We start from the raw sequence: 25,800 nt of genomic DNA, 5'->3' as shown, positions 1-25,800 counted from the left end.
CGTCGACACCCGTTCAGTGGACCAGCCGGTCAAGCGGATGTGAAGCGGTCAGCCGCAACTGCGCAGCGCCGACACGTCCGGCGACCCGCCGTGGTCGAACGAGATGTGCACGTGATCCTTGTGGTTCGCCGTCGTGCCGCCGCGGTCCTCCATCTTCTCCCAGCCGGACCCGGTGTTGATCCGCTGGTTCCAGATGACGTAGGAGACGCCGAGATCGCCGCGGTTGCTGATGACGCAGTCGGCGATCGCGTCGCCGTCGGTGGTCATGAAGTCCAGCGCGTAGCCGTCGGGGTGGTCCGAGGCGTTGCCGCGGCTGCCGACGCCGAGGACGTCGTGACCGGGGAACACGCACTCCATCGCGTTGCCGACCTCCTGCACGGAGTCGGCCACACCGCCGTAGGAGCCCGAGGCGCCACAGTTCGTCACCGAGGCCGTGCGCTGCTCCTCGGCGGCCGCCTGCTGGGCGCGCTGCTCGTCGGCGGCCCGCGCCTCGGCCTCGCGGGCGGTGGCCGCGTCGGCGGCGCGGTCGCGCTCGGTGGCCTTGATGAGGTCCGCGGCCACGGCGCCGCCGCCGGTGCTGCTGACCGGGCTGACGCCGCCGGTCGGAGCGGCCGAGGCCGTGTCGTCGTCGAGCGTCGCGCCCTGGGCGGACAGCGCGAGGGCGGCGGTCGCGTCCGGCGTCCCCTGGTCGGGCAGGGCGATCACCGCGGGGCCGACGAGCGCGAGTGCGCTGCCCGTGAGGCCCGCCGCGACCGCGCCGTGCCGGACCGCCGAGCGGCCGGGGGAGCGGTGCCGGGAGCCGCCGCGGGGGGCGCCCTCGGGCATGACGAACGGGACGGTGCGGGGCTCGCGGCGGCGCGTTCCGGCCTCCGCGTCACGGCCCCAGGGGGAGCGTTGCCGTGTCACGTCCTGCCTTCCGTTCACGGAACGGCCGTGCGGCACCGTCGGGGTCGGTGTCGCAACGAGGGGGAGCAGGTCGAAACTTGGGGGAGCCGTGACCTGTTCGTGACCGTTCCGTGAGCGACAGTAGACGCGGGCAGAACGGACAGGCGGGCAGGTTGCTGACGCGACGACGAGCGGGAGGCCCGATGCGGTCGGCGGATCACGCCGGCCGACGGGCGGGCGGACGACGCTCAGGCGGTCAGCAGGCGACCCGCGAGGCGATCGCCCGGCCGAGCAGGGTGCCCGAGCGCCAGGCCGTCTCGACCTTCGGGCTGCCCCAGCCGTCGCCGCAGAGCCCGACCAGGTCGTCGGTGAGCGCGAACTCGTCGTCGCGGGGCTCGGCCGGGCTCGCGTAGGACCAGCGGTGGGCGAACGTCCACGCCGGCGCCTGCTCGAGCCCGAGCAGCTCGGTGACCGCGGCGACGACGGGGGCGATCGCGCCGTCGGGGTCGTCGAGGTGGCGGCGGGCGCGCTCGGCGCTCGTGTGCGCGACGAGGACGGGGGCGCCGTCGCCGCGGCGGTCGCCGTCGTCGGCGACGAGGTCGAGGTCGGGATGGCCGTTGACGAACGCGGCCGGGAGACGGAGCGGAGCAGAGCTCGACCCCGGAGGCCGGAACGGCGTCCACTCCCGGTGCCCGTAGCCCAGGGCCACCGAGATCACCGGGTTCCAGGCCCGATCGGCGACCAGGGGGCCCGCGCGCAGGGCGGGGTGCAGCAGCCGGGCGGCCTGCGGGTCGGGCATCGCGAGCACCACGGCGCAGGCGGGGACGCCGTCGACGGCAGGGCCCGGCTCGACGGCGCCCACCGTGTGGCCGGTGCTCACCGTGACGCTCTCGGCCAGGTCGGCGACCAGCGAGCGCAGCCCGCCGGGCGCGGCCCACCGCTGCGGGCCCGTGGTGGACGACCAGGTGCCGTCGGCGTCGTGGCTGGCGAGCGTGTCGGTCCAGGGCCGGGCGAGTCCCCGCGCGCGCCAGTCCTCGACGACGCCGGCGAACGCGTCGTCGCGGACGGTGAAGTACGCGGCGCCCAGGTCGACGGGGTGGTCGGCACCCGCGGGCAGCGGCCGCGAGGCCATGCGGCCCCCGACCCGGCGCGAGCGCTCCAGCACCCGCACCGGCGTGCCCGCGGCGTCGAGCGCCCGCGCGCACGCGATCCCGCTGATGCCGCCTCCGACGACGAGGACCTCGTTCCGGACCGGGGGTGTCACGCCCGGCTCCCGGACCGGAAGACGTGGGTGCTGTCGCGGACCGTGCCGACGTACTCCTCGACGAGGTCCTCGAGCGCCACGAGGCCGACCGTCGCGCCGTCCTCGTCGACGGCGCGGGCGAGGTGCGACCCCTCCCGGCGCAGCGCGGCCAGCGCCTCGTCGACGGGCGCCGAGAGCGCGAGCTCGGGCAGCGGCCGCACGCGCTCGGCCGGTACGGGGAGGTCGCCGGCCTCGTCGTCGGAGGCGCCGTCGCCGTCGACGTCACCGAGGTCGAGCACGTCCTTGACGTGCAGGTACCCGTCGAGCGCGACGACCGGCGCGTGCTCGGCGTCGCCGCGCGGGGTGATCGGCGTCGTGCCGGGTTCGAGGGCGTCGGTCGACAGCCGGGGATGCACGTCGGGGGCCTGGGCGGCCTGCACCGGGAAGCGGGAGAACCCGGTGCGGGCGACGGCTTCCTCGACCGCGCCGACCGTCGGGTGCGGCGGCAGCACGGTGACGCGCTCGAGCGGGATCATCACGTCGGCGACGGTGTGCTCGGCCGAGCTGAGCGCCTGGGTGAGCCTGCGGGTCTGCGAGGCGTCGAGCAGGCCCTCGCGCCGCGACTCCGAGAGCATCTGCGCGATCTCCTGCGGCGTGTACGCCGACTCGCGCTCGTCGACCGGCGTCACCCCGAACAGCCGCAGCACGTGGTTGGCGCACCAGTTCAGCACCACGATGACCGGCCGCGTCACCTTGAGGAACGCGACGAGCGCGGGCACGAGCCACAGCGAGGTGCGCTCGGGGCCGGCGATGGCGATGTTCTTGGGCACCATCTCGCCGATCACGATGTGCAGGATCGTGACGATCGTCAGCGCGACGACGAAGGCGATGGGGTGGATCAGCACCTCGGGCACGCCGACCGGCTCCAGCACCGCCTCGAGCTGGTGGGCGACCGCGGGCTCGCCGAGCGAGCCCAGCGCCAGCGAGCAGATCGTGATCCCGAGCTGGGCGGCCGCGAGCATCATCGACAGGTGCTCCGAGGCGCGGATCACCGTGCCCGCGCCGGTCGCGCCCTCGGCGAGCATCGCCTCCAGGCGGTCGCGGCGCGCCGAGATCAGCGAGAACTCCGCGCCGACGAAGAAGCCGTTGGCCAGCAGCAGCGCGAGCATCAGCAGCAGCGCGACGGTGTCGCTCATGCCGGTGCCTCCGTCTCGACCTCGACCTCGACCGCGGCCGGCACCTTCGGCGGACGCACCACCCGCACCTCGGCGATCCGCCGCCCCTCGACGCGCGTGACGATGAGCTGCCAGTCGTCGCGGGTGACGGCGTCACCGACGTTCGCGAGCCGCTGCAGCTCGGCGACGATGTAGCCGGCGAGCGTCTCGTAGACGTCGCTCTCGGGGAACGACCAGCCCACGACGTCGGCGAGCTCATCGGGACGCAGCATCCCGGAGACGATCCAGGTGTCCTCGCCCGCGCCGCGGACCCGGGCGGCCTCGCCGCGGTCGTGCTCGTCGCGGACGTCGCCGACGATCTCCTCGACGAGGTCCTCGAGGGTGACGATCCCGGCGGTGCCCCCGTACTCGTCGACCACCAGCGCCATCTGCAGCCCGGCGCCGCGCAGGCGGTCGAGCAGCTCGTCGCCGTCGAGGGAGTCCGGCACCGTGGTGGCCGTGCGCATGAGGTTGCGCAGCTTGGTGGTCGCGCGCCGCGACCGGGCCTCCGAGAACGCCTGCTTGACGTGCACGACCCCGCGGATGTCGTCGAGGTCGCGGTCGACCACCGGGAAGCGGGAGAAGCCGGTGCGCACGGTGGCGGCGAGCAGGTCGTCGACCGTGTCGTCCTGGGACAGCGACTCGACCCGCACCCGCGGGGTCATGAGCTCGTCGGCCCGGCGCTCGCCCACACGCAGGGAGCGGGCCATCACCTGCGCGGTGCCCTCGTCGAGGGTGCCCTGCTGGGCGCTGGTGGTGACGAGCGAGCCGAGCTCCTGGGGCGAGCGCGCCGAGCGCAGCTCCTCGGCCGGCTCGACCCCGAGGCGCCGCACGATCCAGTTGGCCGACCCGTTGAGCCCGCCGATGAAGAACGAGAACACCCGCGAGAAGCCGGCCTGGATGCCCGCGACCATGCGCGCGGTGCCCATCGGGCGGGCGATCGCGAGGTTCTTGGGGACCAGCTCGCCGAACGTCATCGACAGCCCCGTGGCGACGACCAGCGCGATGACCGCGGCCGTGCCCGTCGCCGCGCCCGGCGGCAGCCCGACGTCCTCGAGCACCGGCGAGATCAGCGTCGCGATCGCAGGCTCGGAGAGGTAACCGGTGACCAGCGTGGTGATCGTGATGCCCAGCTGGGCGCCGGAGAGCTCGAACGACAGGTTCCGGTGCGCGCGCTGCACGATCTTCGATCGCCGGTCGCCCACCTCGGCGACGTGGTTGTCGATCTGGCTGCGCTCGAGGCTGGTCAGGGAGAACTCGGCCGCGACGAAGATCGCCGTGCCGAAGGTGACGGCGACGAAGCCGACGAGGCCCAGCACCGAGAGCAGGACGTCCACGACCGACCGAGTCCCCGTCTCAGCCGGCGGCCAACCGGGCGGGGAACCCGCCCGTGGCGATCGGGCCCCACCGCTGCACCGACAGCCGGATCAGCGACTTGCCCTGGCGCGCCATGGCCTCGCGGTACTCGTCCCAGTCGGGGTGCTCGCCGGAGATCGAGCGGAAGTACTCGCACAGCGGCTCGAGCGCGTCGGGCAGGTCGAGCACCTCGGCGGTGCCCTCGACGTGCACCCACGGCCCGTCGAAGTCGTCGGAGAGCACGCACATCGCGACCCGCGGGTCGCGCCGGACGTTGGCGACCTTGGCCCGCTCGGGGTAGGTCGACACGAGCAGGCGCCCCTCGGCGTCGATGCCGAGCGTCACCGGCGACGTCTGGTCGCCGCCGTCGGCGCGCCGCGTGACCACGATCGCCTTGTGCCGCGTGCGCAGGAACGCGTCGAGCTCCTCGCGCCCCACCCGGTCGTTCGTCGCGACGTTCGCCATGCCCACGAGCCTAACGGCGGGGTCCGGCGCACCCCGCTCTACGGTGATCTCCGTGGGTGCGCTGGACGGGAAGCGGGTCGTCGTCACCGGGGCGTCGTCGGGCATCGGGGCCGCGGTGGCCCGGGCGGCCGCGGACGCCGGCGCGCGGGTGGGGCTGCTGGCCCGCCGGGCCGACCGCCTCGAGGAGCTGGCGGGCGAGGTCGGCGGGCACGCGGCGGCCGCGGACGTCACGGACCCCGACGCCGTCACCGCCGCGGTCGACCGGCTGGCCGGGCGGCTCGGCGGTCTCGACGCCGTGGTGGCCGCCGCGGGCACCATGCACCTCGGAGCGGTCGCCGACACCGACCCCGCGCGGTGGCGCGAGGTGTTCGACGTCAACGTCGGCGGCCTGCTCACGACCGCCCGCGCCGCCCTGCCGCACCTCGGCGAGGGAGCGAGCTTCGTGACGGTGTCGTCGATGTCCGGGCGGCGGGTGCCGTCGGCCGCGGGCGGGGTCTACGCCGCGAGCAAGCACGCCGCGCACGCCGTCGACGAGACCCTGCGCCGCGAGGCCGGCCCGCGCGGGGTGCGCGTCACGACCGTCGCGCCCGGGTTCGTCGCCACCGACCTCATGGCCTCCCTGGAGCACGACGAGCCCGGCCGCGACGACGTCGCCGCCTTCCGGGAACGCATGCACACGCTCGGGCTGACCCCCGAGCACGTGGCCGCCGCCGTGGTGCACGTGCTCGGTCTGCCGCCCGAGGTGTGCGTCGTCGAGTACGCGCTGATGGCCACGGCACAGCAACAGGCGTGAGACCCGGTTCGGTGACCTGCGCCGCAGCGAGTGGCGGGCGACCGGGCGGCCGCGTGAACAATGTCGCGCCATGTGCGAGGGAGCCTCGTGAGCGGAAGCCCGTTCGTCGACTTCGACCGGACGTCCTGGGCGCAGCTGCGCGACACGAGCGCCGTGCCCCTGACCGCCGACGAGCTCGAGGAGCTGCGCTCGCTGGGCGACCCCGTGGACCTCGACGAGGTCCGCGACGTCTACCTCCCCGTCTCCCGCCTGCTGGACCTGCACGTACGGGCGACGTCGGGCCTGCTCGACGCCTACCGGACGTTCCTGCGCCAGGACGAGGTGGCGACGCCGTTCGTCATCGGGATCGCGGGGTCGGTGTCGGTGGGGAAGTCGACGACGGCGCGGCTGCTGCGGCTGCTGCTGGCGCGCTGGGACGACCACCCCGACGTCGCGCTGGTGACCACCGACGGCTTCCTCTACCCGAACGCGGAGCTCGAGCGCCGCGGGATGATGCGGCGCAAGGGCTTCCCCGAGTCGTACGACCGCCGCGCGCTGCTGCGCTTCGTCGCCGACATCAAGGCCGGCAAGCCCGAGGTGCCGGTGCCGACGTACTCGCACCTGACCTACGACGTCCTCTCCGAGCAGCGCATGGTGTCCCGCCCGGACATCCTCGTGCTCGAGGGCCTCAACGTGCTGCAGCCGGCCCCGTCGACGGGGGAGCGGGCGAGCGCGCTGGCGGTCTCGGACCTCATCGACTTCTCGATCTACGTCGACGCCCACCCGGCCGACGTCCGGCGCTGGTACGTCGAACGCTTCCTCGCCCTGAGGCAGACGGCGTTCCGCGACCCCGCGTCCTACTTCCGGCGCTATGCGGAGATGGACGAGTCCGCCGCGCGGGCGCAGGCGGCGACCCTCTGGGACACGATCAACGGGCCGAACCTGCGGGAGAACATCGCCCCGACGCGCTCGCGGGCCGGGCTCGTGCTCACCAAGGGTGGTGACCACTCCGTCCGGCGCATCCGGCTCCGGAAACTCTGACCCGTCCGGCCGTCGTCAGCAGGTCGCAAGGGTGACCCTCGGCCACTACCCGTCCGTGACGGGCGCCCGGATGGGACCATGAGGCATGACCACCTCCGCCACCGGGACGCAGGCCGGGCCGTCCGGTGGGTCCGGATCGTCCGATCCCGACCTCCCCTCGCGCCTGCGGCTGGCCATCGGCCGTCTCAACCGCCGCATCCGCGTCGACACCGCCGCCGCCCTGCCGCCGCTGCAGACGTCGGTGCTGGCGACGCTCGAGGACCACGCGCCGCTGCGGCTCTCCGAGCTCGCGCGCCGGGAGGCGGTGACGCCGCCGACCATGAGCCGCGTCCTCGCCGCGCTCGACGACGCCGGTCTGCTCGTGCGCACGCCCGACCCCCAGGACGCCCGCTCCGCGCTCATCCACCTCTCGGACTCCGGGCACGACGCGATCCGCCGTATCCGCACGGAGCGCACGGCGTCGCTCGCCCACCGGCTGGATCGTCTGGACGCGGAGCAGCGCGCGGCGCTCGAGGCGGCGCTGCCGGCGCTCGAGATCCTCGTGGAGGAGTAGACGCGAGACCGGACGGAGTAACACTGCGCGTCCGGGCGACGACACACCGTGTGTCAGGAGTGAGCACGACGACCCCGGGAGAGCCGGTGCGGTTCCAGGCACCCCTGCAACGCCGTCCGTCCCCGCCGGAGGTGGCCGACGAGCGCGAGGCCCTCGAGGGCTGGCTCGACTACTTCCGTTCGCTGGTGGTGCTGGCCCTGGACGACCTCGACGAGGCGAACCTGCACCGCCGGATCCCCGCGGAGGCCGGGCCGAGCCTGCTGGGGATCGTCAAGCACCTCACCGAGCTCGAGCGCACGTGGCTGGTGGAGCGCTGGGGCGGGCGCGGCGGCCGGCACGTCCCGAGCTACCTCGACGACCACGACGCCGGCTACCGCATCGCGGACACCGAGCAGGCCGACGAGGTCGTCGGCACCTACCTCACGGTGTGCGAGCAGGGGCGGGACGCCCTGGCGGGCGCCGAGTCGCTCGACGACACCGTGCGCGACGACCGGCGCGGCCACATCGAGCTGCGCTGGATCCTCCTGCACGTCATCACCGAGACCGCCCGCCACGCCGGGCGCGCCGAGACGCTGCGCGCGGCCGTGCTCGAGACCCCGGCACCCGAGGACCTCAGCCCCTCCTGATCAGCCGGTGACGTCCGCGCGGACGACCAGGTCGTCGTGGGCGAAGCAGACGAGATCCTCGATGGCGCGCGACTCGTCCGTCGGGTCCTCGTAGGACCAGGCGGCGTCGGTGATCACGCGCCCGTCGGGCAGACGCACCGAGTAGTAGGTCGCGTGGCCCTTGTACGGGCAGACCGTGCGGGTGCCGGACGGCTCGAGCGTCGCGGACACCGCGTCCCGGGCGACGTAGAGGCGGTCGACGAGGCCGGTCTCGCCCAGCAGGATCCCGCCCGCGGCGTCGGCGACGGGCACCCCGTCGGTCGTGGCGATGGTGACGTGGCGGCTCGTGTGGCGCAGGTCGACCCGGTGGTACGGGTCGGTGAGGTGCCCGATCACCTCGTCGTCCTCGTCGAGCCAGCGGTCCGCCGCCTTCGGGGCGAGCACGGCCAGGCCCGCGAGCCACGCCGCGTCGGGCTTGGGGTCGGGGTAGGCCCACACCGCGTCGGCGACGACCCGGTCGCCCACCCGGACGCTGCGGTAGGTCGCGTCGCCCTTGAAGGGGCAGTGGGTCGTGGTGTCGCTGGGTTCGAGCAGATCGGCCCGGAAGTCCTCCTCGGGCACGTAGAGCTGCGGCGGGAGCCCGGTCTCGAAGAGCAGGTTCGCGCGCGTGGTGTCGAGCACCGTCACCCCGTCGACCTCGGCGCGCACCCGGCGCGTGAACGGCTGGAGCAGCAACGAGTGCGCCGGGCCCTCCACGGTGAAGGTGCGGGTCTCGGGCAGCTTCCGGGACAACGGGCCACCGAACATGGTCAGGGCCATGACGACCTCCTCGGGGTGGGCGTAGACGGTGCAACCCCGGCCGTCGGCGGCGTTGTTCCCGTCGGGGTCCCCGTCAGGTCGACCCGGCGGCCGCGGCGCCCGCCGCGGCCGTGGCGGCGACGGCCGCGTGGATGTCGGCGATCGCCTTGCGGACCGCCTCGCCGGCCCACTCGCCCTCGGCCACCTCCTTGCTCCGGGCGCGCAGGTCCCGGCGCGGGGCGTCGAGCAGCTTGTGCTCGGCCTTGACCGCCCGCACGAGGGCGACCAGCGCCGCGTCGTCGGTGCTCGGGGCGACACCGTCGACGAGCACCGCCCGCAGCCGCCCGATCGCGGCGTCACGCCGGGTCGTGTCCGCGGCCGGGTAGCGCGGGCTGCGGGGGATCCCGAGGAACGCGCGCTCCTCGACGCGCAGCGAGCCGTCGTGCACCAGCCCGGCCATGAGCGGGTCGCGGACGCGCCCGTGCAGCTTCTCGATGGCGCTCTTCGGCGCGAGGTCGTCGGGCAGGCGGTCCAGCGCGAGGTCGAGCACGTGGTCGCCGGTCGGCCCGCGGTCGTCGATCACCAGGTGGGTGCGCCACCGGCCCTCGGCCAGGTGCGCCCGGCGGTCGAGGACGAGCTGCAGGACGACCGCGCCCGCGAGCGCCCGGGGCAGCGAGGTCGAGTCGACCAGCGGCGCGCCGGTCGCGGGGTCGTGCAGGAGCAGGGCCAGGTCCTCGGCGGTGCGCATGGGCTCATCGTGGCGTCCGGCGCGACGGCGCCGCCTCCTCCCTGCGACGGAGATCGGGCGTGGCGCTCCTCCGCAGCGGGGATGCGGGGGAGGTGACCGAGCCCGTGACCCGCGCGGCCCCGGGCTACACCGGGCCGACGATGATGACCCAGCGGTGGTGCGACGTCGCCTTCCTGCACTGGGCGGTCGACCCGGACACCGTGGCTCCGTTGCTGCCGCCCGGCGTGCGCCCCGACGTGCGCGACGGCGTGACCTGGGTGGGGCTCGTGCCGTTCCGGATGGTCGGCGCCGGCGTGCTGCGCGGTCCGTCGATCCCGTGGCTGGGGACGTTCCCGGAGACCAACGTCCGGCTCTACACCGTCGACGCGCGCGGCGTGCGGGGGATCGTCTTCCGCAGCCTCGACGCCACCCGGCTCGCGGTCGTGGCGGGCGCCCGGGCGGCGTTCGGCCTGCCGTACCGCTGGGCGTCGATGACCGTGACGACGTCGGGGGCGGACCGGACCTACGCGACGTGGCGGCCGCACGCCGACTGGGTCCGGGTCCGGGTGGGAGAGCCGATGACCTCCGGCCCCCTCGAGGACTTCCTCACCGCCCGCTGGGGCCTGCACGAGCGCCACCTCGGCGTCGACTGGTACGTCCCGAACGTCCACGAGCCGTGGCCGCTGCACCGCGCCGAGCTGCTGGAACTCGACGACACCCTGCTCGCGCGGGCGGGCTTCCCGGATCTCGCCACCCGCCCGCCCGACCACGTGGTCTGGTCGCCCGGCGTGACCGTGCGCTTCGGCTTCCCGCGGCCCTGGCGACGCCCCGGGTCACGCCGGCTATGACCTCCGAGGTCATGGCCGCCGTGCACCGGCGGCCCTACCGTCTCCCCGTGTGACCAGCACGCTCGACCGTCCCGCACCCGGTGACCTGCTGCGGGGCTGGCGCACGCGCCGCCGGCGCAGCCAGATGGACCTCGCGCTCGACGTCGGCGTGTCGACCCGGCACCTCAGCTTCGTCGAGACCGGCCGGTCGCGGGCGAGCCGCGAGCTGCTGGTCGACCTCTGCGAGCACCTCGACGTGCCGCTGCGCGAGCGCAACACCCTGCTGCTGGCCGCGGGCTTCGCCCCGACCTACAGCGAGTCCCGCCTCGACGCGTCGGCCCTCGACGCCGTCCGCGGCGCGCTGGAGCACCTGCTGGCGGGGCACGAGCCGTTCCCCGCGCTCGTCGCCGACCGCTGCGGCGACGTCGTGATGGCCAACCGGGCGGTCGGCGCGCTGCTCGCGCGGCTCGACCCGGCCCTGCTCGCGCCGCCGGTGAACATCTACCGGCTCAGCCTGCACCCCGACGGCCTGGCACCCCACGTCCGCAACCTGCCCGAGTGGGCCGGGCACCTGCTGCACCGCCTCGAGCGCCTCGCGGACCTCACCGGCGACCCGCGCCTGGCCGGCCTGCGCGAGGAGCTCGCCGGGTACGTGCCGCCGGCCCCGACGGGTGCCGCCGCCCGCGTCGCCCACGTCATGCTGCCGCTGCACCTCGCCCTCCCCGACGGGGACCTGCGCCTCTACTCGACGATCACGCACTTCGGGGCGGCGTGGGACGTCACCCTCGACGAGCTCTCGCTCGAGTCGTTCGTGCCCGCCGACGCCGCGACCCGCGCGGCGCTGGACCGGCTCGTGAGGGAGGGCTGATCCGGGAGAGCGTCAGCCGCTCGTCGGCCGCCGGACGGCGTACACCCCGATCACGGGGTCGTCGGTGGACGCGCGCTGCTGCGCCACCGGCTCGCCGAACCCGCCGGCGTCCCGGAGGTACGTCGCGACGATCGCGGCCCGCTGCCGGTCGTCGGCCGCGAGCCAGCCCCGGATCGCCTTGGTGGGGAAGCAGCGGTTCGAGAACGTCAGCGCGAACGTGCCGCCCGGGCGCAGCACCCGGCCGACCTCGCGGCACACCGCGACCGGCCGGACGAGGTAGTCGACCGAGACCGTGCAGACGGCGGTGTCGAAGGCGGCGTCGGGGAGGGGCAGGGTCGGGTCGGCGTTGAGGTCGTGGACCACCCGCGCGTCGGCCATCGGGTTGGCGTCGAGCTCCGCGGCGTTCATCCCGAGCACCGTGAGGTGCCGTGGCCGGGTGCGCAGGTGCGAGACCCAGGAGCCCATGAGGTCCAGGACGTCGCCCGTCACCCCGACCTCGTCGTAGAACGCGCCGACCGCCGCGATCGCGCCGTCGTCGATGTGCTGGACGAGGCGCGGCGGGCCGTAGAAGCGGGCGTCGTCGCCGTCGTCGTCGCGGTCGAAGAACCCGGGCGGGAAGTCGGTCACGGCCCCCGGGTATCCCGCCGTCGGTCGTCACATGTGATCCGGGCGGTACGACGGGGCCGCGGCCGGTCGCGGTGGGGACCATGGCCCCCATGGCCGATCACGCACCGGTGCTCGCCGCCGGCCCGTCGCTGGCCGAGGACGGCGCCGGGCTCACCGACCCCGCCGCCTTCCCGGTCCTGCGCCCGGTGGTGCCGCGCTACGCCGACCTCGGGGGCGACGGCCGGGTGACGACGGTGGCGCTGAGCCGCTGGTTCGAGGAGGCCCGCGTCGGCGCGGAGCTGCCCCGGTTCCGGCGGCTGGTCGAGGACGGGGGTCTCGGCCCGTTCCGGGTGCTGCTCGCCGCGCAGCGGGTCCGGCACCTGGCGCCGCTCAGCCACGGCGGGGAGTACCGGGTCGGCACCGGGGTCCGTCGGATCGGCGGGTCGTCGTACTCGTACGGCCACGGGGTGTTCGACGGCGACCGGTGCGTCGCGGTCTCGGACTCCGTGACGGTGCTCGCGACCGGGTCGGGCCCGTCGGGGCTGCCCGACGCCCTGCGCACCGACCTCGCCGCGCTGGTGATCGAGGAGCCCGGCGGCGCCCCGCCACGGCCGGAGAGCGCCCGCCACGACCGCGCCCGCTACCCGGTCGGTCACGCGATGGTCTCGCGCATCGGCGACGTCGACACCAACCGGCACGTCAACAACGCCGCCGTCCTGTCCTGGTACGCCGACGCCGTGGCCGCCTGGCAGTCGGCGCGGCTCGACGACCCGGACGGCGGTCCGCCGGAGGAGCTCGCCCCGAGCGCCTGGGAGGTGCAGTTCGTCGCCGAGGTCGCCCACCCGCGCACCTACGACGTCGCCCTCGCCGTCGACCCCGCCCCCGACGGGGGACTGCACTACCGCGCGGGCATCTTCGCGGGGGAGCGGTGCGTGGGCCTGGCCGACGGGTTCGGCGCGGCGGGTCCGTTCGCCGGCCGCGGCCTGGGCCCCCGCTCGGCGTGGCGGGCGTGATCGGAACGCGGCGGGCTCCCCGGACGTTGGCCCGGTCGTGACGACGAGGATCGGCGCCCGCCTGGGCGTGGCCGCGGTCGCCCTGGCGCTGGTGCTGATCGGGGTGATGCACCTCGTGGGTCCGTCCTCGCGGGTCGACCCGGTCCGGCGCACGATCAGCGAGTACGCGCTGCTGCCGGGCGGGTGGGTGTTCGACGTCGCCGTGGTCGGTCTGGCGCTCGGGTCGGCGGGGGTGCTCGCCGCCCTCGTCGCGACGCGCCTGGTCCCGGCACGTTCCTGGCCGTCGGCGCTGGTCGGGGCGTGGTGCGCGGGCCTGCTGCTGGTCGTGGCGTTCGAGAAGACGAACTGGTCGATCGGGCCGAGCGTCTCGGGGTACGTCCACCGCTACGCGAGCCTCGTCGCGTTCGTCGCGCTGCCGGTCGGGGCCCTGCTGATCGCCCACCGCCACCGTCGTGACCCGGCGGCGCGCCCGTTCCGTCTCGGGGTGCGCGTGCTCTCGTGGCTGGCGCTGGCCTCGTTCCTCCCGATCGTCGGGGCCATCGCGTTCCGCGGGGTGATCGGCGTGCCGTGGTGGCGCGCCGTCCCGCTCGGGCTGCTCGAGCGTGGCCTGGCCCTCGCCGAGGTGGTCGTCGTGGCCCTGCTCGGCCTGTGGGCGCTGGCCCACGCGCGCCGGGACGCCGCGACGGGCCCGCCGGATCCGCGGCCGCTCACGGCACGGCCCGCCGGCGCCCCGTAGCGTCCCGTCGGGTGTGGGACGAGCCGCTCGACGAGGCCCGGCGCTTCGCCGACGGCTGGCTCGCCGGGCTGGGGGAGCGGCCCGTCGGGCGACCCGTGACGGACGCGGCGATGCGGGCGCGGATCGACGACCGTCTGCCCGAGGCCGGCGCTCCGGCCGGGACGGTCCTCGCGGAGCTGGCGACGGCGCTCGAGCCCGGGCTGGTGGCGAGCGCGGGTCCCCGGTACTTCGGGTTCGTCACCGGCGGCGCGCTGCCGGTCGCGCTCGGCGCGGACTGGATGGTGGCCGCGGCCGACCAGAACGTCGCGGTGCGGGTGATGTCCCCGGCGATGGCGGCGATCGAGGACGTCACGGCCGGCTGGGTGCTCGACCTGCTCGGACTGCCCGCCGACGCCGCGGTCGGGTTCGTCACCGGGGCCCAGATGGCGAACGTCTCCGGGCTCGCCGCGGCGCGCCACGCCCTGCTCGCCGCCAAGGGCTGGGACGTCGGTGCCGACGGGCTCGCCGGGGCGCCGGTGCCGACCGTGCTCCTCGGGGCGCACGGGCACTCCACCGTGCTGCAGGCCCTGCGACTGCTCGGGTTCGGCGCGGATCGTGCCGTGCGGGTGCCGGCGGACGACCAGGGTCGGATGCGGCCCGAGCTGCTGCGCGACCTGCTCGGCGCGATCGACGGGCCGGTGCTCGTGTGCGCGCAGGCCGGGCAGGTCGACACCGGGGCGTTCGATCCCCTCGACGCGGTCGCCGACGTCGTGGGGGAGCGCTCCCGCGCCTGGCTCCACGTCGACGGCGCGTTCGGGCTCTGGGCCGCGGCCGCCCCGGCGCGGCGGCACCTCGTCGCCGGCGTCGAGCGGGCCGACTCCTGGGCGGTCGACGCCCACAAGTGGCTCAACGTCCCCTACGACTGCGCCATGGCCGTCGTCCGGGAGCCCGCCGCGCTGGCGGCCGCGTTCTCCAGCACGGCCGCCTACATCACGATGGGGGCGGACGACCCGTCCGGTCGTGTCCCCGAGAGCTCCCGGCGGGCCCGCGCCCTCCCGGTGCACGCCGCGCTGCGCCACCTCGGCCGGTCCGGTGTGGCCGACCTCGTCGAGCGGTGCTGCGCCCTGGCCCGGCAGGCGGCCGACGAGCTCGGGCGCCACCCCGGCATCGCGATCCTCAACGACGTCGAGCTCAACCAGGTCCTGGTCGCGCCGCGCGACGTCGAGGCGGGCGTGCTCGCGCGGGCGATCGCCGAGGACGGCACGTGCTGGGCCGGCACCAGCGTCTGGCACGGCCGGCCCGTGGTGCGGCTCTCGGTGTCGAACTGGTCGACGACTCCCGCGGACATCACGCGGTCGACCGCCGCGATCACGGCGCAGGTGGACCGGTTGTCGCGCTGAGGTCCCCGAGGTTCGCCGCGCAGACGGTCAGCAGCTCGGTCAGCGTCGCCACCTCGCGGGCACTCAGGCCCGCGAGCATGCGCTCCTCCACCTCCGCCATCGCGGTCTCGGCGGCGGCCAGGCGCGCGCGGCCCACAGTGGTGAGCGCCATCGGCCGGGCCCGCCCCCGGGCCGGCTCGCCGTCCTCCACTGCCCCGGCGGCCCGGAGCGGGCCGAGGACGTCGGCCACCGACTGCCGGGTGACGAAGCAGCGCCGGGCGACCTCGGCCGACGAGGCCCCGGGCCGGTCGGCGAGCGCCCGCAGCGCCGCGTACTGGCTCACCGACAGCCCGATCCCGCGCAGCGCCGCGTCGCCGGCGTGCCGCAGCGCCTGCTGCACCTGCTTGACCCGGTAGCCGGGCCGGTCGCCGACCGGGGCTTGACCCATGGCAGGAACCTTACACACTATGGAGACGTTCGTCAGGAACCTGACATGAGGAGGACGCCGTGACCACGTCGACCATCGACCCCGGGGCAGGAGTCACCACGCTGATCAACCACTTCACGGTGGCGCCGGAGCGGCAGGCCGAGCTCGTCGCCCTGCTGGAGAAGGCGACCGAGGACGTCATCCGCCACGTCCCGGGCTTCGTGTCGGCGAACCTGCACGCGAGCGTCGACGGCACCCACGTCGTCAACTACGCGCAGTGGGAGAGCGAGGAGGCGCTCGGCGGGATGTGGGGGGACCCGGCCTGCCGCGAGCACATGGACGCCGCGCTGGCCCTCGCGACCGCCGAGCCGCGGCTCTACCGGGTCGCCTCGGTGCACCACGCGTAGCGCGCCCTACGGTGGCGCGCGTGGCACGGACCCCGAGACGGCACGACGCTGACGCCGGCGGACCGGCGGAGGTCAACGAGGCCAAGGCGGCGATCCGGCAGCGGGTGTGGGACGCGCTGCGCGACGAGAAGCTCGCGCGATTCCCGGGCGCCCACGGCCGCATCCCGAACGTCACCGGCGCCGAGGCGGCGGCCGAGCGGCTGCGGGGGACCGAGGTCTGGCAGCGGGCCCGGACGCTCAAGTGCAACCCGGACGCGGCGCAGTGGCCGGTGCGCCAGCGCGCGCTCGAGGACGGCAAGACCGTCTACATGGCCGTGCCGCGCCTGGCCGAGGAGGCGCCGTTCTTCCTCCTCGACCCCGAGCACCTGGAGGACACCCCGCGCAAGGCCTCGTCGATCAAGGGTGCGTCCCGCTCGGGGCGCACCGTGGCCGTCGAGGACCTCGAGCCCGTCGACCTCGTTGTCACGGGCTGCGTCGCGGTCGCCGAGGACGGCGCGCGCCTCGGAAAGGGTGGGGGCTTCAGCGACCTCGAGTTCGCGGTCGCGAGCGAGGCCGGGCTCGTCGCGCCGGACACCCCGGTCGTCACGACGGTGCACGAGCGGCAGGTCGTCCCGACCGGCGAGATCCCGGTGACCGACCACGACGTGCGCCTGGACCTCGTCGTCACCGCCGACCGCGTGATCGCCTGCACCCGCGAGGCCCGGCACCCCGGACGGATCGACTGGGACCAGCTCACCGACGAGAAGATCGCGGCGATCCCGGTGCTGCGGCGCCTGCGACCCTGAACGCGGTTGCTTCTGCAAAGCGGCACCACCTGACCGGCCAGCTCACCACCGACGCCGGCCCCGGATGGTGCGTGTTCGTCCTCGAACGCCTCGGCACGCCAGCGATCGAGCCCGCCGACGAGGAGTGGGCCGAGGCCCTCACGGCCGCCGCCGTCGGCGCCGGGTTCGGGTCGCTCGGGGTCTTCCTCAGCTCGCCGGTCGATGTGCGCCGGGTGCGGTAGCCCGCTGGCCGGAGCAGGGGAGGAGCGGCACGATGGCCCTCGTGAGCAACCAGGCCTCGACCGCGGAGTACACCGTGGCCGACCTGCACGCGATGCCGGACGACGGCCGGCGTCGTGAGCTCATCGACGGGATGCTGTTCGTGACGCCGGCGCCCGGCTGGCCGCACCAGGAGATGGGCCTCGCGCTCTACCGGCTCCTGCACGCGGCGTGCCCGCCCGAGCTCCACGTCCTGGCCGCGCCGTTCGGGGTGACGACCAGCGAGGTCGACGAGGTGCAGCCCGACGTCCTCGTCGCACGGTTCGCCGATCTCACGCGGGCGAACCGGCCGGTCGCGCCGGTCATGGTCGCCGAGGTGGCCTCGCGCAGCACCCGGTTGCACGACCGGAACACCAAGAAGGCCCACTACGAGCGGCTGGGCGTCGCCTCGTACTGGCTGCTCGACCCGGACGGGGCCGGCGGCCCTGACGGTCAGCCCGCGATGCGCAGCACCGCGAGCCGGGACTCGTCGAGGCACGACACGCGGACCGTCGCGCTGTCGGGCGGCACCACCACGACGCTCGTGGGGGAGGAGCACACGGGCAGCGTGGCCGTGGCGGCGTCGGTGCCCGTGTCGATCACCGACACCGTCCCGTCCTGCACGTTCGCGGTGTAGAGGTGGCGCCCGTCGGCGGCGTACGAGACGAACTGGGGGCCGCGGCCGACCGGCACCGTCGCCGCGACGCGATTCGACGCCGTGTCGATGAACGAGATCGAGGCGCCGTCGTAGTTCGCGACCGCGACCCGCCGGCCGTCGGGGGAGACCGCCAGGGCGTGGGGGCTCACCCCCACCGGCACGGTCGTGATCACCGACGCGGTGGCCGTGTCCATCACCGAGACCACGTTCGACTCGTGGTTGGCGACGTAGGCGCGCGCGCCGTTGAAGGCGATGTAGTGCGGGTTCGGGGCCACCGGGATGCGCCGCGTGACGGTGTCGGTCGCGGTGTCGAGCAGGTCGATCGCCCCGTCGTCGTGGCTGGGCACCCAGACCGTGCGCTGGTCGGGCGCCATGGCCAGCGCGTACGGGCGGCGGTCGACCGGGACGGTGGCGACGACGGCGCGGCTGCGGGTGTCGACGACGTGGACGACGTTGACCGCGTCCTCGTCGGTGTACGCGCTGACGTAGGCCCGCGAGCCGTCGGCGGCGAACGTGATGAACCGCGGCGGCGCGTCCGGCACCGGGATCGTGGCGACGGGTGCCCCGGTCGCGAGGTCGAGGACGGTGAGCACCCGGGGGTCACGGTTGACGACCCACCCCTCGCGGGCGCCGGGCGCGACCGCGAACGTCCCGGGGGTCGGCGGCGTCGGCACCGAGCCGACCACCGCGGGCGTCGCGACGCTCGCCGCCGGCGTGACGGGTGCGTCGTCGTGCACGTGCCCGCTGGGCGCGGCCGCCGGGGTGACGCCGCCGGTGAGCGAGACGATCACTCCTGCGACCACGACCACCACCAGGACCGCGGCCGTGACGAGCAGCGCGACCCGTCGGCCGGGGTCGGTGACCCAGGCCCGCGCCCGCCCCGCCGCACCCGACGACGACGGGGGCGGAGGCGGTGTCGGCGGGCCGATCGCGTGCGGCTCGGTCGGGCCGTCGAGGGGCGGCGGCGTGCCCGCGTACGCCGGCGACCGCCGTTCCGGGGCCGGCGGGGACGAGGAGGACGGTGCGCCCGCGCCGTCGGGCTCGAGGTGGCCCGTGCCCCCGCCCGGATCCGCGGGCGCCGCCCCGACGACGCCGACGGCCTGGTGGGGTGCGGGGGAGTCGGGGCCGCCGGGCTCGTCGACCGTCTCCGGCTTCGTCCGGCGCGGCGGTGTCGCGACGGGGCGCGGGGACGGACGGCTCGTCGCGGCGCCGTCGAGGGCCCGGTACGCCGCTTCGCCCAGGGCGCCCGCGGTGGCGTAGCGCGCGTCGGGGTCCTTCGCCATACCCGTCGCGACGACCTCGTCGAGGGCCGCCGGGACCTCGGGGGCCACGGCGCTCGGTACGGGCGGGTCGGTGTGCACGTGCGCGAACATGAGGGCCGGGACCTCGGAGCCCTCGAACGGTGTCCGTCCGGTGAGGCACTGGTAGAGCAGGCAGGCCAGGGCGTAGACGTCGACGCGGCGGTCGATGGCGCCGTTGGTGAAGCGCTCCGGCGCCATGTAGTCGAGCGTGCCGACCGTCGACCCCGTCAACGTGAGCCCGAACTGCGTCTGGCCGACGGCGTGGGCGATGCCGAAGTCGACGACGTAGACGAAGTCGCGGGACGTCACGAGCACGTTGGACGGCTTCACGTCGCGGTGGATGAGCCCGTCGGTGTGGGCCGAGTCGAGGGCGTCGGCGGCCTGGCCCACCAGGTGCACCGCCCGCGCGGGATCGAGCGGGCCCTCGTCGCGCAGCAGCGTGGCGATGGAGGTGCCGCTGTCGACCAGGCGCATGTCGATGTAGAGGCGCTGGTCGATCTCGCCGAAGTCGTGGATCGGGATGATGTGCGGGTCGCGCAGGCGGGCGACCACCCGCGACTCGCGCCGGAACCGTTCCTGGAACTCGGTGTGCCCGCTGAACAGCGGCGGCAGCAGCTTGAGGGCGACGACGCGGTCGCGCTCGGTGTCGACGGCCTCGTAGACGTCGCCCATGCCGCCGGAGCCGATCAGCCGTCCCAGGCGGTATCGACCGAACTCCTCGCCCTGCACCGCGCCCCCCTCCGGCTCGTGCGCATCGTAGGAGATCGAGAACGCCGGTGGGCGTGATCCGGCGGACGAATCAGGCAGGCGGCGTGCTCGCCGTCCGGCGCCCGACGACGCGGGCCAGCAGGGGAGCGACGATGAGCATCAGCAGGACGCGCAACACCTGGACGGCGACGACCGACGTGACGTCGACGCCCGAGGAGATCGCGGTGGCGAGCACGGCGTAGACGCCGCCGGGCGTCGTCGCGAGGTAGCCCTCGAGCGGCGTCATGCCGGTCGCCCACGACAGCACCAGCCCGAGACCCGCGCAGACGGCGATCACCGCGAGGATCAGCGCCGTCGCCAGCGGCAGCACGCGCAGCACGGTGGCGAGGGCCTGCCGGGTGAACCGCAGCCCTGCCTGCCACCCGATGACGGCGTAGGCGACGTCGACGAGCAGGCTCGGCACGCTCACCCCGACGAGCACGCCCGACAGGCTCAGCGCGGCGGCCAGGATCATCGGTCCGAGCAGGGCGCCGGCGGGCACGTGCAGCCGGCGGGCGACCGGGATGCCGACGACCGAGCAGCCCGCGAGCACCAGCAGCCCGACCCACCACGGCGCCGTGGTCGCGGTGTCCCCGCCCGTGCTGCTCGCGCCGACGTGCCCGGCGCCGTACCCGACGACGGCGACCACCGGCATCGTGGCCGTCACCAGGCCGACCCGCAGGTACTGCACGACGGAGACCACGCGCTCGTCCCCGCCGAGCTCGCGGCTGATCGCGACGAGACCGGAGGCGCCGCCCGCGGTCTGCGCGAGCATCCCGGTGAGCGGGCTGACGCCGCGCTGCAGGCCCATCGCCAGGCCGGCGCCCATGCTCGCGACGAGGGTGGCGACGCTGATGAGCAGCACGGGCAGCCAGTCGGCGGCCACCGCGCCGAGCGTCTCCGGGCGCGCCAACAGCCCGATGACGACGCCGATGACGGCCTGACCGACCGCCGTGGCGCGCTTGTCCACGGCGGCCGGGCCGAGCCCGGCGAGCGCCAGCGCCGTGGCGACGGCCAGCCCGGCGAACAGCGCCGCCGACGGCACGGACAGCGCGGCGAGCCCGACGGTGGCCGCAGCGGTGAGCACCGCCAGCAGCGCCCAGCGCGCCGGCGCGCCGGGGGTGCGGTCCGACATCGTTGGCAAGCCTAAGCGTCGAGGGGCGGTCCGTCGTGGCCCGTCGACGGCGTCACAGCCGGGGTGCGGCGGCCGGGCAGGAACGCGGCGAGCACGAGGCCCGGCACGGCGAGGACGGCGATCGCGAGCAGCCCGGCGACGGGCACGCCGATGAGCGGCTCGACCGCCGCCACGAGCACGACGCCGCCCAGGTTGCCGGCCAGCAGGAGCAGCGCGGTCCCGGTGGCCGCATCACCCGCGCCGACGCGCTGCTCGGACCAGTCGAGGGCCACCGGCAGCCCCGCGAGCAGGAAGAACCCGGCGACGCCGAGCAGGACGGCGGTGACGGCGAGGCCCGGCCCGAGCGCGATCACCGCGAACGCGATGGCGAGCGCGGCGGGGGTGACGACCAGCGCGGCACGGCGGCGGTCGTGGCGCGCCGCGAGGCCCGGCACGATCGCCGCGCCCGCGATGCCGGTGACCGTCATCAGGGCGATCAGGGGCCCGCCCGCGTCGGGCAGGCCGAGCCCGTCGAGGAGCACGTCGAGCCAGGTGGCCGTGGCGTTGAAGATCCCGACACCGACGAAGAGCAGCCCGGCGAGCAGCCAGAGGACGCGGTCACGGGGGAGCGTCCGGCGGCTCTCGGTCCCGTCGGTGAACGCGGCCGGCACCCGCAGCGCGAGCAGGGTGGCCAGGGCGCCCGCCAGGCTCACCGCCGCGCCCACGACGAGCAGGGCGCCCACGCCGCCGGCGGCCACCACGGGCGCACCGGACAGCGCGGCGACCAGGATGCCGACGAACTGCCCGGCGCTGCCCACCGAGATCGCCGTGGTGCGCTCGCCGGGCGGGAACCACCGGGCGGCGACCTTCGTCGTCGCGTTGAGCACCAGCGGCTGGCCGCACGACATGACCACCTGCCCGGCGAGCACCCAGCCGTACGAGCCCGGATCGATCAGGCGGATCAGGGCGCCGCCGGCGGTGAGCACGGCGCCGAGGGCCAGCGCCGGGCCGAACCGCCGGTCGGCCCACCGGCCGGCCGGGAGCGCGAGCAGGACGTAGACGAGGGGATTGACGGCGGCGAGGTTGCCGACGGCGCCGTCGGAGACGGTCAGTGCCCGGCCGACCTCGGACGTCACCGGGGCGAACCCGAGCCACAGCAGCTGCGTCGACGCGACGAGCAGCGTGAACGCGGCGAGCACCGCCCAGCGGCTGCGTGTCACCACGGCGTCTCCACGGCACGGACGCTAGGGGCGGGGGTCCTCCTGACAAAGTGACATAATGTCGATTATCGGATCGACGGGGAGAGGCGCGCGGGCGTGGTGCGCCGCGACCACCCTGCGCCGTGTTTCCCGACATTCAACGAGCACGCCCGCCGCGGCACCGTCCCGCCTGCTCCACCGGAGTGAGCGAGATCCGCTCGGCGGCCGCCGACGACCGGTGAACGGCGTACGCAGGGTGCATCGTGTCCGTCCGATCGGCCGCTGAGCGGCCCGTGCGCCCGTCGACCGCGCGCCTCCTTCCCCCGGGCCACCTGATCGAGCACGGTGGGGTCACGACCGGGTCGCGTCTCGAACCCTCTCTGTTCGGAGCGTGATGGTCCGGTCACTGACAGTGGACGTGCTCGGTCCCGACCGGGCACACCGTGGGGGGACGAGGTGTCAGGACGCAACGCGGTGGGGGCGCCGCGGGCCCGGCGTGGAGATCACCGGTGACCGAGGAGTCCGACGAGATCGACCGGTTGGTCGCCGCGGTGGTGGCCGGTGACCGGCGTGCGCTGAACCAGCTCCTGGTGATCCTGCGCCCGCTGGTCGTGCGCTACTGCCGGTCCCGGCTGGGCACCGAGCGCGGCGGCGTCGCGGCCGACGACGTCGCCCAGGAGGTCTGCCTGGCCGTCCTCAAGTCCCTGCCGACCTACACCGACCAGGGCAAGCCGTTCCTGGCGTTCGTCTACGGCATCGCGGCGCACAAGGTCGTCGACGCGCACCGCCACGCGGGCCGCGACCGCTCCGAGCCCACCGACGAGGTCCCCGAGGGGTTCGCCGACGCGATCGGCCCGGAGCAGGCCGCGCTGGAGATGTCGGCCAGCGAGGAGATGCGCGCCCTGCTCGAGCAGCTGCCGCCCAAGCAGCGCGAGATCCTCGTGCTGCGCGTGGTCGTCGGCCTCTCGGCCGAGGAGACCGCCCTCGCGGTCGGCTCGACGCCCGGTGCCGTGCGGGTCGCCCAGCACCGGGCGGTCGCCAAGCTGCGGGGTGTGCTGGGCGAGCCGGACGTGCCGCCCGGCCCGGACGACACCCCGGCCAGAGGGTTCCTCAGTACGCGGGCCGCAGCGGGAACCCGGACCGCGCGGAGGGGCCGAGCTTGACCCCCAGCACCTGGTGGAGCTGGATGTTGTTGAGGTCGAACCCCACCTGGCACGCGGGCATGTAGAGCCGCCAGACGCGGGCCCGTCCCTCCCCGGCCTCCGAGACGCACTCGTCCCAGTTCGCGTCGAGGTTCGCCGACCAGCCCGCGAGCGTCTTCGCGTAGTGCTCGCGGAGGTTCTCCTCGTGGCGGATCTCGAAGCCCGCCGCGTTCATCCGCGACATCAGCCACCCGATCGGCAGGAGCTCGCCGTCCGGGAAGACGTACCGGTTGATGAACGGGTCGGCGCCGGCGCGGTGGTGGGCGTCCGGGCGCGTGATGCAGTGGTTGAGCATCCGGCCCCCCGGCCGCAGCTTGCCGTAGAGGAAGCGGAAGTAGCCGGGGATGTTGCGCCGTCCGATGTGCTCGGTCAGCCCGATCGAGCTGACGGCGTCGAAGCCGGTCTCGGTGACGTCCCGGTAGTCGCCGTGACGGATCTCGACGAGGTCGCCGAGGCCGCGGCGCGCGACCTCCTTCTGCGCCCAGGTCGCCTGGTCGCGCGAGAGCGTGACCCCGAGCGCCTGCACCCCGTGGTGCTCGGCGGCGTGCATCGCCATCTGGCCCCAGCCGCAGCCGACGTCCAGCAGCCGCATCCCCGGCTCCAGGTGCAGCTTCTCGGCGACCAGCGCGTGCTTGGTGAACTGGGCCTCCTCCAGGGTCGCGCCCTCGGAGGGGTACACCGCACACGTGTAGGCCATCGACGGGCCGAGCACCATCTCGTAGAAGCGGTTCGAGACATCGTAGTGGTGCTCGATCGCCGACGAGTCGCGCTCCTTGGAGTGGCGCCGGCCGTGCTGGCGGTGCTCCTCGGGCGGCGGCGCGACGCGGTGCTTGAACCGCAGCGGCGCGAGGCGCGCCGCGGTGTGGACCAGCGTCGCGGGCGAGACGTCGGAGACGGTCAGCTCGCCCATCGCGGAGAGCGCCTCGTAGAGGTCGCCCTCGACGTCGAGGTGGCCGGACACGAACGCCCGAGCCAGCCCCAGCGTGTTCGGGGCGCCGGCCAGATAGGCCAGCGCCGTCTCGCTCCGGATGTCGACGGTGGCCACGGGCTGCGCTCCCGTCGGCGACGACGAACTCCCGTCGTACGCGCGGATGGCGACGGGGGCCTGCTCCCCCAGCACCGGCCGGAACATCTCAGCGACCTGCACGGCGATCCTCCCTAACCCGTCACGGTCTTGGTGTAGAGATCGGGGAGGCGGCCGTCCGGGTCGTAGCGGGCCTTGAGCTCGCCGTATGTCGCTCCCCCGTACAGCGCGTCGAACTCCTCGCGCGGGTAGCTGGACGTCGAGTACAGCGACTTGTGTCCACCCATGCCGAGGAGAACCTGTTCGATGCGCCGGTTGTGGTGGTCCGGCGCCTGGCCCGGGGCGAGCTCGGCGTCCGACCAGAACCCGACGTTCACGTACGTGAGGTCGGGGTCCAAGGGATACAGCGGCCACGTCGGCGGTCGCTGTGTCTGCGCAGCTCCGCTCCGCTCCGTGCGTCGTTGCCGCAGCGGGCACAGCCAGACCGGGCTGATCCCGATCTCGTCGTGGAAGAACGCGAGGAACTCCGGCAGCCGATCCACCGGCACCTCGACGTCCTGGATGATCGGTTCGACGCCGGCGGCCCCGCCGCGGCGCGCCACCGCCTGCGAGAGCCCGACGCGGCGGTCGAGCGCCACGAGCCGGCGGTAGACGTCCGAGCGCCGGTACCGCGCGGGCCACAGGCGGCGCACCACCGGGTGCTGGACGCCGAGCGCCCGCGAGCACCAGAACCAGTCGGTGTCCCACCGCCACAGGTAGTCGTGGATCGACAGGTAGTCGCTGTCCCGCTGCTGGATCGACCGGTAGTAGATGCCCTGACCGGTGTAGTCGGACAGGTAGGGCGCCGTGTCGACCATCTCGCCGACCGTCATGTAGTGCTCGTCCGCGCCGAACACGACACCGTCGACGAAGTCGACCCGCTCCCCCGCCCAGCTCCGCGACGTCGAGACCTCGGCGAGCGCCTTCGCGATGTCGTCGGCGTCGTCGAAGCGGACGTGGCGCAGCCGCACGAACGGCCGGACCGGCGCCAGCTCGATGCGCAGGCGCAGCGCGTAGCCGAGCGTCCCGTACGAGTTCGGCAGGCCGGCGAGGAGATCGGGGTGCTCCCGCGTGGAGAGCACCTCGCCGGTGCCGGTGAGCACGTCGGCCTCGACGACCGACTCGTGCGGCAGCCCGTCGCGGAACGACGACGACTCGATGCCGAGCCCGACGACCGCCCCGCCGAGGGTGATCGTCTTGAGCTGCGGCACGACGAGCGGCATCAGCCCGTGCGGCAGCGTGGCCGCCACGAGGTCCTCGTACGTGGTCATCCCGCCGACGTCGGCGGTGCGGGCCTCCGGGTCCACCGACAGGACGCGGTCGAGCCCGTCGACGGCGAGCCCGCCCGCGCCCCCGCGGAACCGGAAGAGGTTCGACGTCTTCTTGCGCAGTCGCACCGGCGCGTCCGCCGGGAGTGCGGCGAGGCCACGCCGCACCGCGTCGACCGCCTGGCGGTGCTCGGTCTCGGCGTCAACCGCGACGCTCATCCGCGTGCCTCCTCCCGGTTCTGGCCGCAGCGTATGCCTGCGGTGAGCCCGGAGCACCGGTGTTCCACCGTGGGGTGGGCCACCCGGACGGCGGCCGACGCGCACG

Annotated in this window: 27 protein-coding genes and 1 pseudogene; 14 read left to right on the top strand and 14 right to left on the bottom strand. The window is 74.9% G+C overall.

Going from position 1 to position 25,800, the window contains the following annotated elements:
- Positions 1-48: 48 nt before the first annotated feature.
- From ACR9E3_RS02045 to ACR9E3_RS02025, 5 genes are all read right to left on the bottom strand, one after another.
- A complete protein-coding gene (locus tag ACR9E3_RS02045; protein ID WP_460378038.1) occupies positions 49-825 on the bottom strand; it encodes a hypothetical protein in 777 nt (258 codons plus the stop codon).
- A 316-nt stretch (positions 826-1,141) separates the two neighbouring features.
- Positions 1,142-2,149, bottom strand: coding sequence for an NAD(P)/FAD-dependent oxidoreductase (locus tag ACR9E3_RS02040; protein WP_460378036.1), 1,008 nt, complete (start codon positions 2,147-2,149; stop codon positions 1,142-1,144).
- The gene (locus tag ACR9E3_RS02035) at positions 2,146-3,324 is read right to left on the bottom strand and encodes a hemolysin family protein (RefSeq protein ID WP_460378034.1); all 1,179 of its coding nucleotides are present in this window, start codon (positions 3,322-3,324) and stop codon (positions 2,146-2,148) included. Before ACR9E3_RS02035 ends, ACR9E3_RS02040 begins: the two co-directional genes overlap by 4 nt.
- Positions 3,321-4,679 carry a hemolysin family protein gene (locus ACR9E3_RS02030; RefSeq protein ID WP_460378033.1) on the bottom strand — a complete coding sequence of 453 codons (1,359 nt, stop codon included), beginning with the start codon at positions 4,677-4,679 and terminating at the stop codon, positions 3,321-3,323. The genes ACR9E3_RS02035 and ACR9E3_RS02030 overlap by 4 nt, the downstream gene beginning before the upstream one ends.
- 19 nt (positions 4,680-4,698) lie before the next feature.
- A complete protein-coding gene (locus tag ACR9E3_RS02025) occupies positions 4,699-5,163 on the bottom strand; it encodes a PPOX class F420-dependent oxidoreductase (RefSeq protein ID WP_460378031.1) in 465 nt (154 codons plus the stop codon).
- A gap of 52 nt (positions 5,164-5,215) precedes the next feature.
- Between ACR9E3_RS02025 and ACR9E3_RS02020 the strand changes: the two genes are divergently transcribed.
- The 4 genes from ACR9E3_RS02020 to ACR9E3_RS02005 all read left to right on the top strand — a co-directional run bounded on the left by ACR9E3_RS02020 (position 5,216) and on the right by ACR9E3_RS02005 (position 8,155).
- Positions 5,216-5,956, top strand: coding sequence for an SDR family oxidoreductase (locus ACR9E3_RS02020; RefSeq protein WP_460378029.1), 741 nt, complete (start codon positions 5,216-5,218; stop codon positions 5,954-5,956).
- Positions 5,957-6,043: 87 nt separating this feature from the next.
- Entirely contained in the window at positions 6,044-6,976 is a 933-nt protein-coding gene (gene coaA / locus ACR9E3_RS02015; protein ID WP_460378027.1) for a type I pantothenate kinase, read from the top strand.
- A gap of 85 nt (positions 6,977-7,061) precedes the next feature.
- A complete protein-coding gene (locus tag ACR9E3_RS02010) occupies positions 7,062-7,529 on the top strand; it encodes a MarR family transcriptional regulator (protein ID WP_285647941.1) in 468 nt (155 codons plus the stop codon).
- Between the two features lie 59 nt (positions 7,530-7,588).
- Positions 7,589-8,155, top strand: coding sequence for a mycothiol transferase (locus ACR9E3_RS02005; RefSeq protein WP_460378025.1), 567 nt, complete (start codon positions 7,589-7,591; stop codon positions 8,153-8,155).
- Here ACR9E3_RS02005 and ACR9E3_RS02000 read toward each other — a convergent pair whose 3' ends face one another.
- A complete protein-coding gene (locus tag ACR9E3_RS02000; protein ID WP_460378023.1) occupies positions 8,156-8,953 on the bottom strand; it encodes a DUF427 domain-containing protein in 798 nt (265 codons plus the stop codon). It lies immediately after the preceding gene.
- A 73-nt stretch (positions 8,954-9,026) separates the two neighbouring features.
- Entirely contained in the window at positions 9,027-9,680 is a 654-nt protein-coding gene (locus ACR9E3_RS01995) for a GOLPH3/VPS74 family protein (RefSeq protein ID WP_460378022.1), read from the bottom strand.
- A 92-nt stretch (positions 9,681-9,772) separates the two neighbouring features.
- Between ACR9E3_RS01995 and ACR9E3_RS01990 the strand changes: the two genes are divergently transcribed.
- Positions 9,773-10,507: a YqjF family protein gene (locus tag ACR9E3_RS01990; RefSeq protein ID WP_460378020.1), complete on the top strand. Its 735-nt coding sequence runs from the start codon at positions 9,773-9,775 to the stop codon at positions 10,505-10,507.
- 49 nt (positions 10,508-10,556) lie between these two features.
- Positions 10,557-11,354, top strand: coding sequence for an MmyB family transcriptional regulator (locus ACR9E3_RS01985; protein WP_460378019.1), 798 nt, complete (start codon positions 10,557-10,559; stop codon positions 11,352-11,354).
- 12 nt (positions 11,355-11,366) lie between these two features.
- Here ACR9E3_RS01985 and ACR9E3_RS01980 read toward each other — a convergent pair whose 3' ends face one another.
- Complete coding sequence (locus ACR9E3_RS01980; protein WP_460378017.1) at positions 11,367-11,981, bottom strand: class I SAM-dependent methyltransferase; 615 nt, start codon at positions 11,979-11,981, stop codon at positions 11,367-11,369.
- A gap of 89 nt (positions 11,982-12,070) precedes the next feature.
- Between ACR9E3_RS01980 and ACR9E3_RS01975 the strand changes: the two genes are divergently transcribed.
- The 3 genes from ACR9E3_RS01975 to ACR9E3_RS01965 are packed head-to-tail and all read left to right on the top strand — an operon-like array spanning position 12,071 to position 15,088.
- On the top strand, positions 12,071-12,973 hold the full coding sequence (locus tag ACR9E3_RS01975) for an acyl-CoA thioesterase (protein WP_460378015.1): 903 nt from the start codon (positions 12,071-12,073) through the stop codon (positions 12,971-12,973).
- Positions 12,974-13,010: 37 nt separating this feature from the next.
- Entirely contained in the window at positions 13,011-13,709 is a 699-nt protein-coding gene (locus tag ACR9E3_RS01970; protein WP_460378014.1) for a DUF998 domain-containing protein, read from the top strand.
- Positions 13,710-13,720: 11 nt separating this feature from the next.
- Positions 13,721-15,088 (top strand): pyridoxal phosphate-dependent decarboxylase family protein, encoded by a 1,368-nt coding sequence (locus tag ACR9E3_RS01965; protein WP_460378012.1) that lies wholly within the window; start codon positions 13,721-13,723, stop codon positions 15,086-15,088.
- Here the strand turns inward: ACR9E3_RS01965 and ACR9E3_RS01960 are convergent.
- The gene (locus ACR9E3_RS01960) at positions 15,057-15,515 is read right to left on the bottom strand and encodes a MarR family winged helix-turn-helix transcriptional regulator (protein WP_460378010.1); all 459 of its coding nucleotides are present in this window, start codon (positions 15,513-15,515) and stop codon (positions 15,057-15,059) included. The genes ACR9E3_RS01965 and ACR9E3_RS01960 overlap by 32 nt on opposite strands.
- Positions 15,516-15,574: 59 nt before the next feature.
- Here ACR9E3_RS01960 and ACR9E3_RS01955 point away from each other — a divergent pair, with 59 nt between their 5' ends.
- The 4 genes from ACR9E3_RS01955 (at position 15,575) to ACR9E3_RS01940 (ending at position 17,560) form a co-directional block, all read left to right on the top strand.
- On the top strand, positions 15,575-15,901 hold the full coding sequence (locus tag ACR9E3_RS01955; protein WP_460378008.1) for an antibiotic biosynthesis monooxygenase family protein: 327 nt from the start codon (positions 15,575-15,577) through the stop codon (positions 15,899-15,901).
- Positions 15,902-15,921: 20 nt separating this feature from the next.
- Positions 15,922-16,686, top strand: coding sequence for a 5-formyltetrahydrofolate cyclo-ligase (locus ACR9E3_RS01950; protein ID WP_460378007.1), 765 nt, complete (start codon positions 15,922-15,924; stop codon positions 16,684-16,686).
- A gap of 71 nt (positions 16,687-16,757) precedes the next feature.
- Complete coding sequence (locus ACR9E3_RS01945; RefSeq protein ID WP_460378005.1) at positions 16,758-16,907, top strand: hypothetical protein; 150 nt, start codon at positions 16,758-16,760, stop codon at positions 16,905-16,907.
- A gap of 32 nt (positions 16,908-16,939) precedes the next feature.
- A complete protein-coding gene (locus ACR9E3_RS01940) occupies positions 16,940-17,560 on the top strand; it encodes a Uma2 family endonuclease (protein ID WP_460378003.1) in 621 nt (206 codons plus the stop codon).
- Here the strand turns inward: ACR9E3_RS01940 and ACR9E3_RS01935 are convergent.
- The 3 genes and pseudogenes from ACR9E3_RS01935 to ACR9E3_RS01925 all read right to left on the bottom strand — a co-directional run.
- Positions 17,512-19,611, bottom strand: a pseudogene (locus ACR9E3_RS01935) (protein kinase domain-containing protein); the annotation flags it as partial. The gene ACR9E3_RS01940 and the pseudogene ACR9E3_RS01935 sit on opposite strands and share 49 nt — an antisense overlap.
- A 70-nt stretch (positions 19,612-19,681) precedes the next feature.
- Positions 19,682-20,764 carry an AbrB family transcriptional regulator gene (locus tag ACR9E3_RS01930; RefSeq protein WP_460378002.1) on the bottom strand — a complete coding sequence of 361 codons (1,083 nt, stop codon included), beginning with the start codon at positions 20,762-20,764 and terminating at the stop codon, positions 19,682-19,684.
- Positions 20,765-20,775: 11 nt separating this feature from the next.
- A complete protein-coding gene (locus ACR9E3_RS01925) occupies positions 20,776-21,966 on the bottom strand; it encodes an MFS transporter (protein WP_460378001.1) in 1,191 nt (396 codons plus the stop codon).
- Between the two features lie 485 nt (positions 21,967-22,451).
- On the opposite strand from ACR9E3_RS01925, the gene ACR9E3_RS01920 reads away from it, so the two are divergent.
- A complete protein-coding gene (locus ACR9E3_RS01920) occupies positions 22,452-23,105 on the top strand; it encodes a sigma-70 family RNA polymerase sigma factor (RefSeq protein WP_460378000.1) in 654 nt (217 codons plus the stop codon).
- Here the strand turns inward: ACR9E3_RS01920 and ACR9E3_RS01915 are convergent.
- Positions 23,053-24,291: a class I SAM-dependent methyltransferase gene (locus tag ACR9E3_RS01915; protein WP_460377999.1), complete on the bottom strand. Its 1,239-nt coding sequence runs from the start codon at positions 24,289-24,291 to the stop codon at positions 23,053-23,055. The genes ACR9E3_RS01920 and ACR9E3_RS01915 overlap by 53 nt on opposite strands.
- Positions 24,292-24,302: 11 nt before the next feature.
- Positions 24,303-25,694 (bottom strand): FAD-binding oxidoreductase, encoded by a 1,392-nt coding sequence (locus tag ACR9E3_RS01910; protein WP_460377998.1) that lies wholly within the window; start codon positions 25,692-25,694, stop codon positions 24,303-24,305.
- Positions 25,695-25,800 lie beyond the last annotated feature (106 nt).

Source organism: Actinomycetospora sp. C-140 (assembly GCF_054796175.1).
The sequence above is the reverse complement of the archived record's forward strand: the minus strand, read 5'-3'. Positions and strand labels throughout refer to the sequence as shown.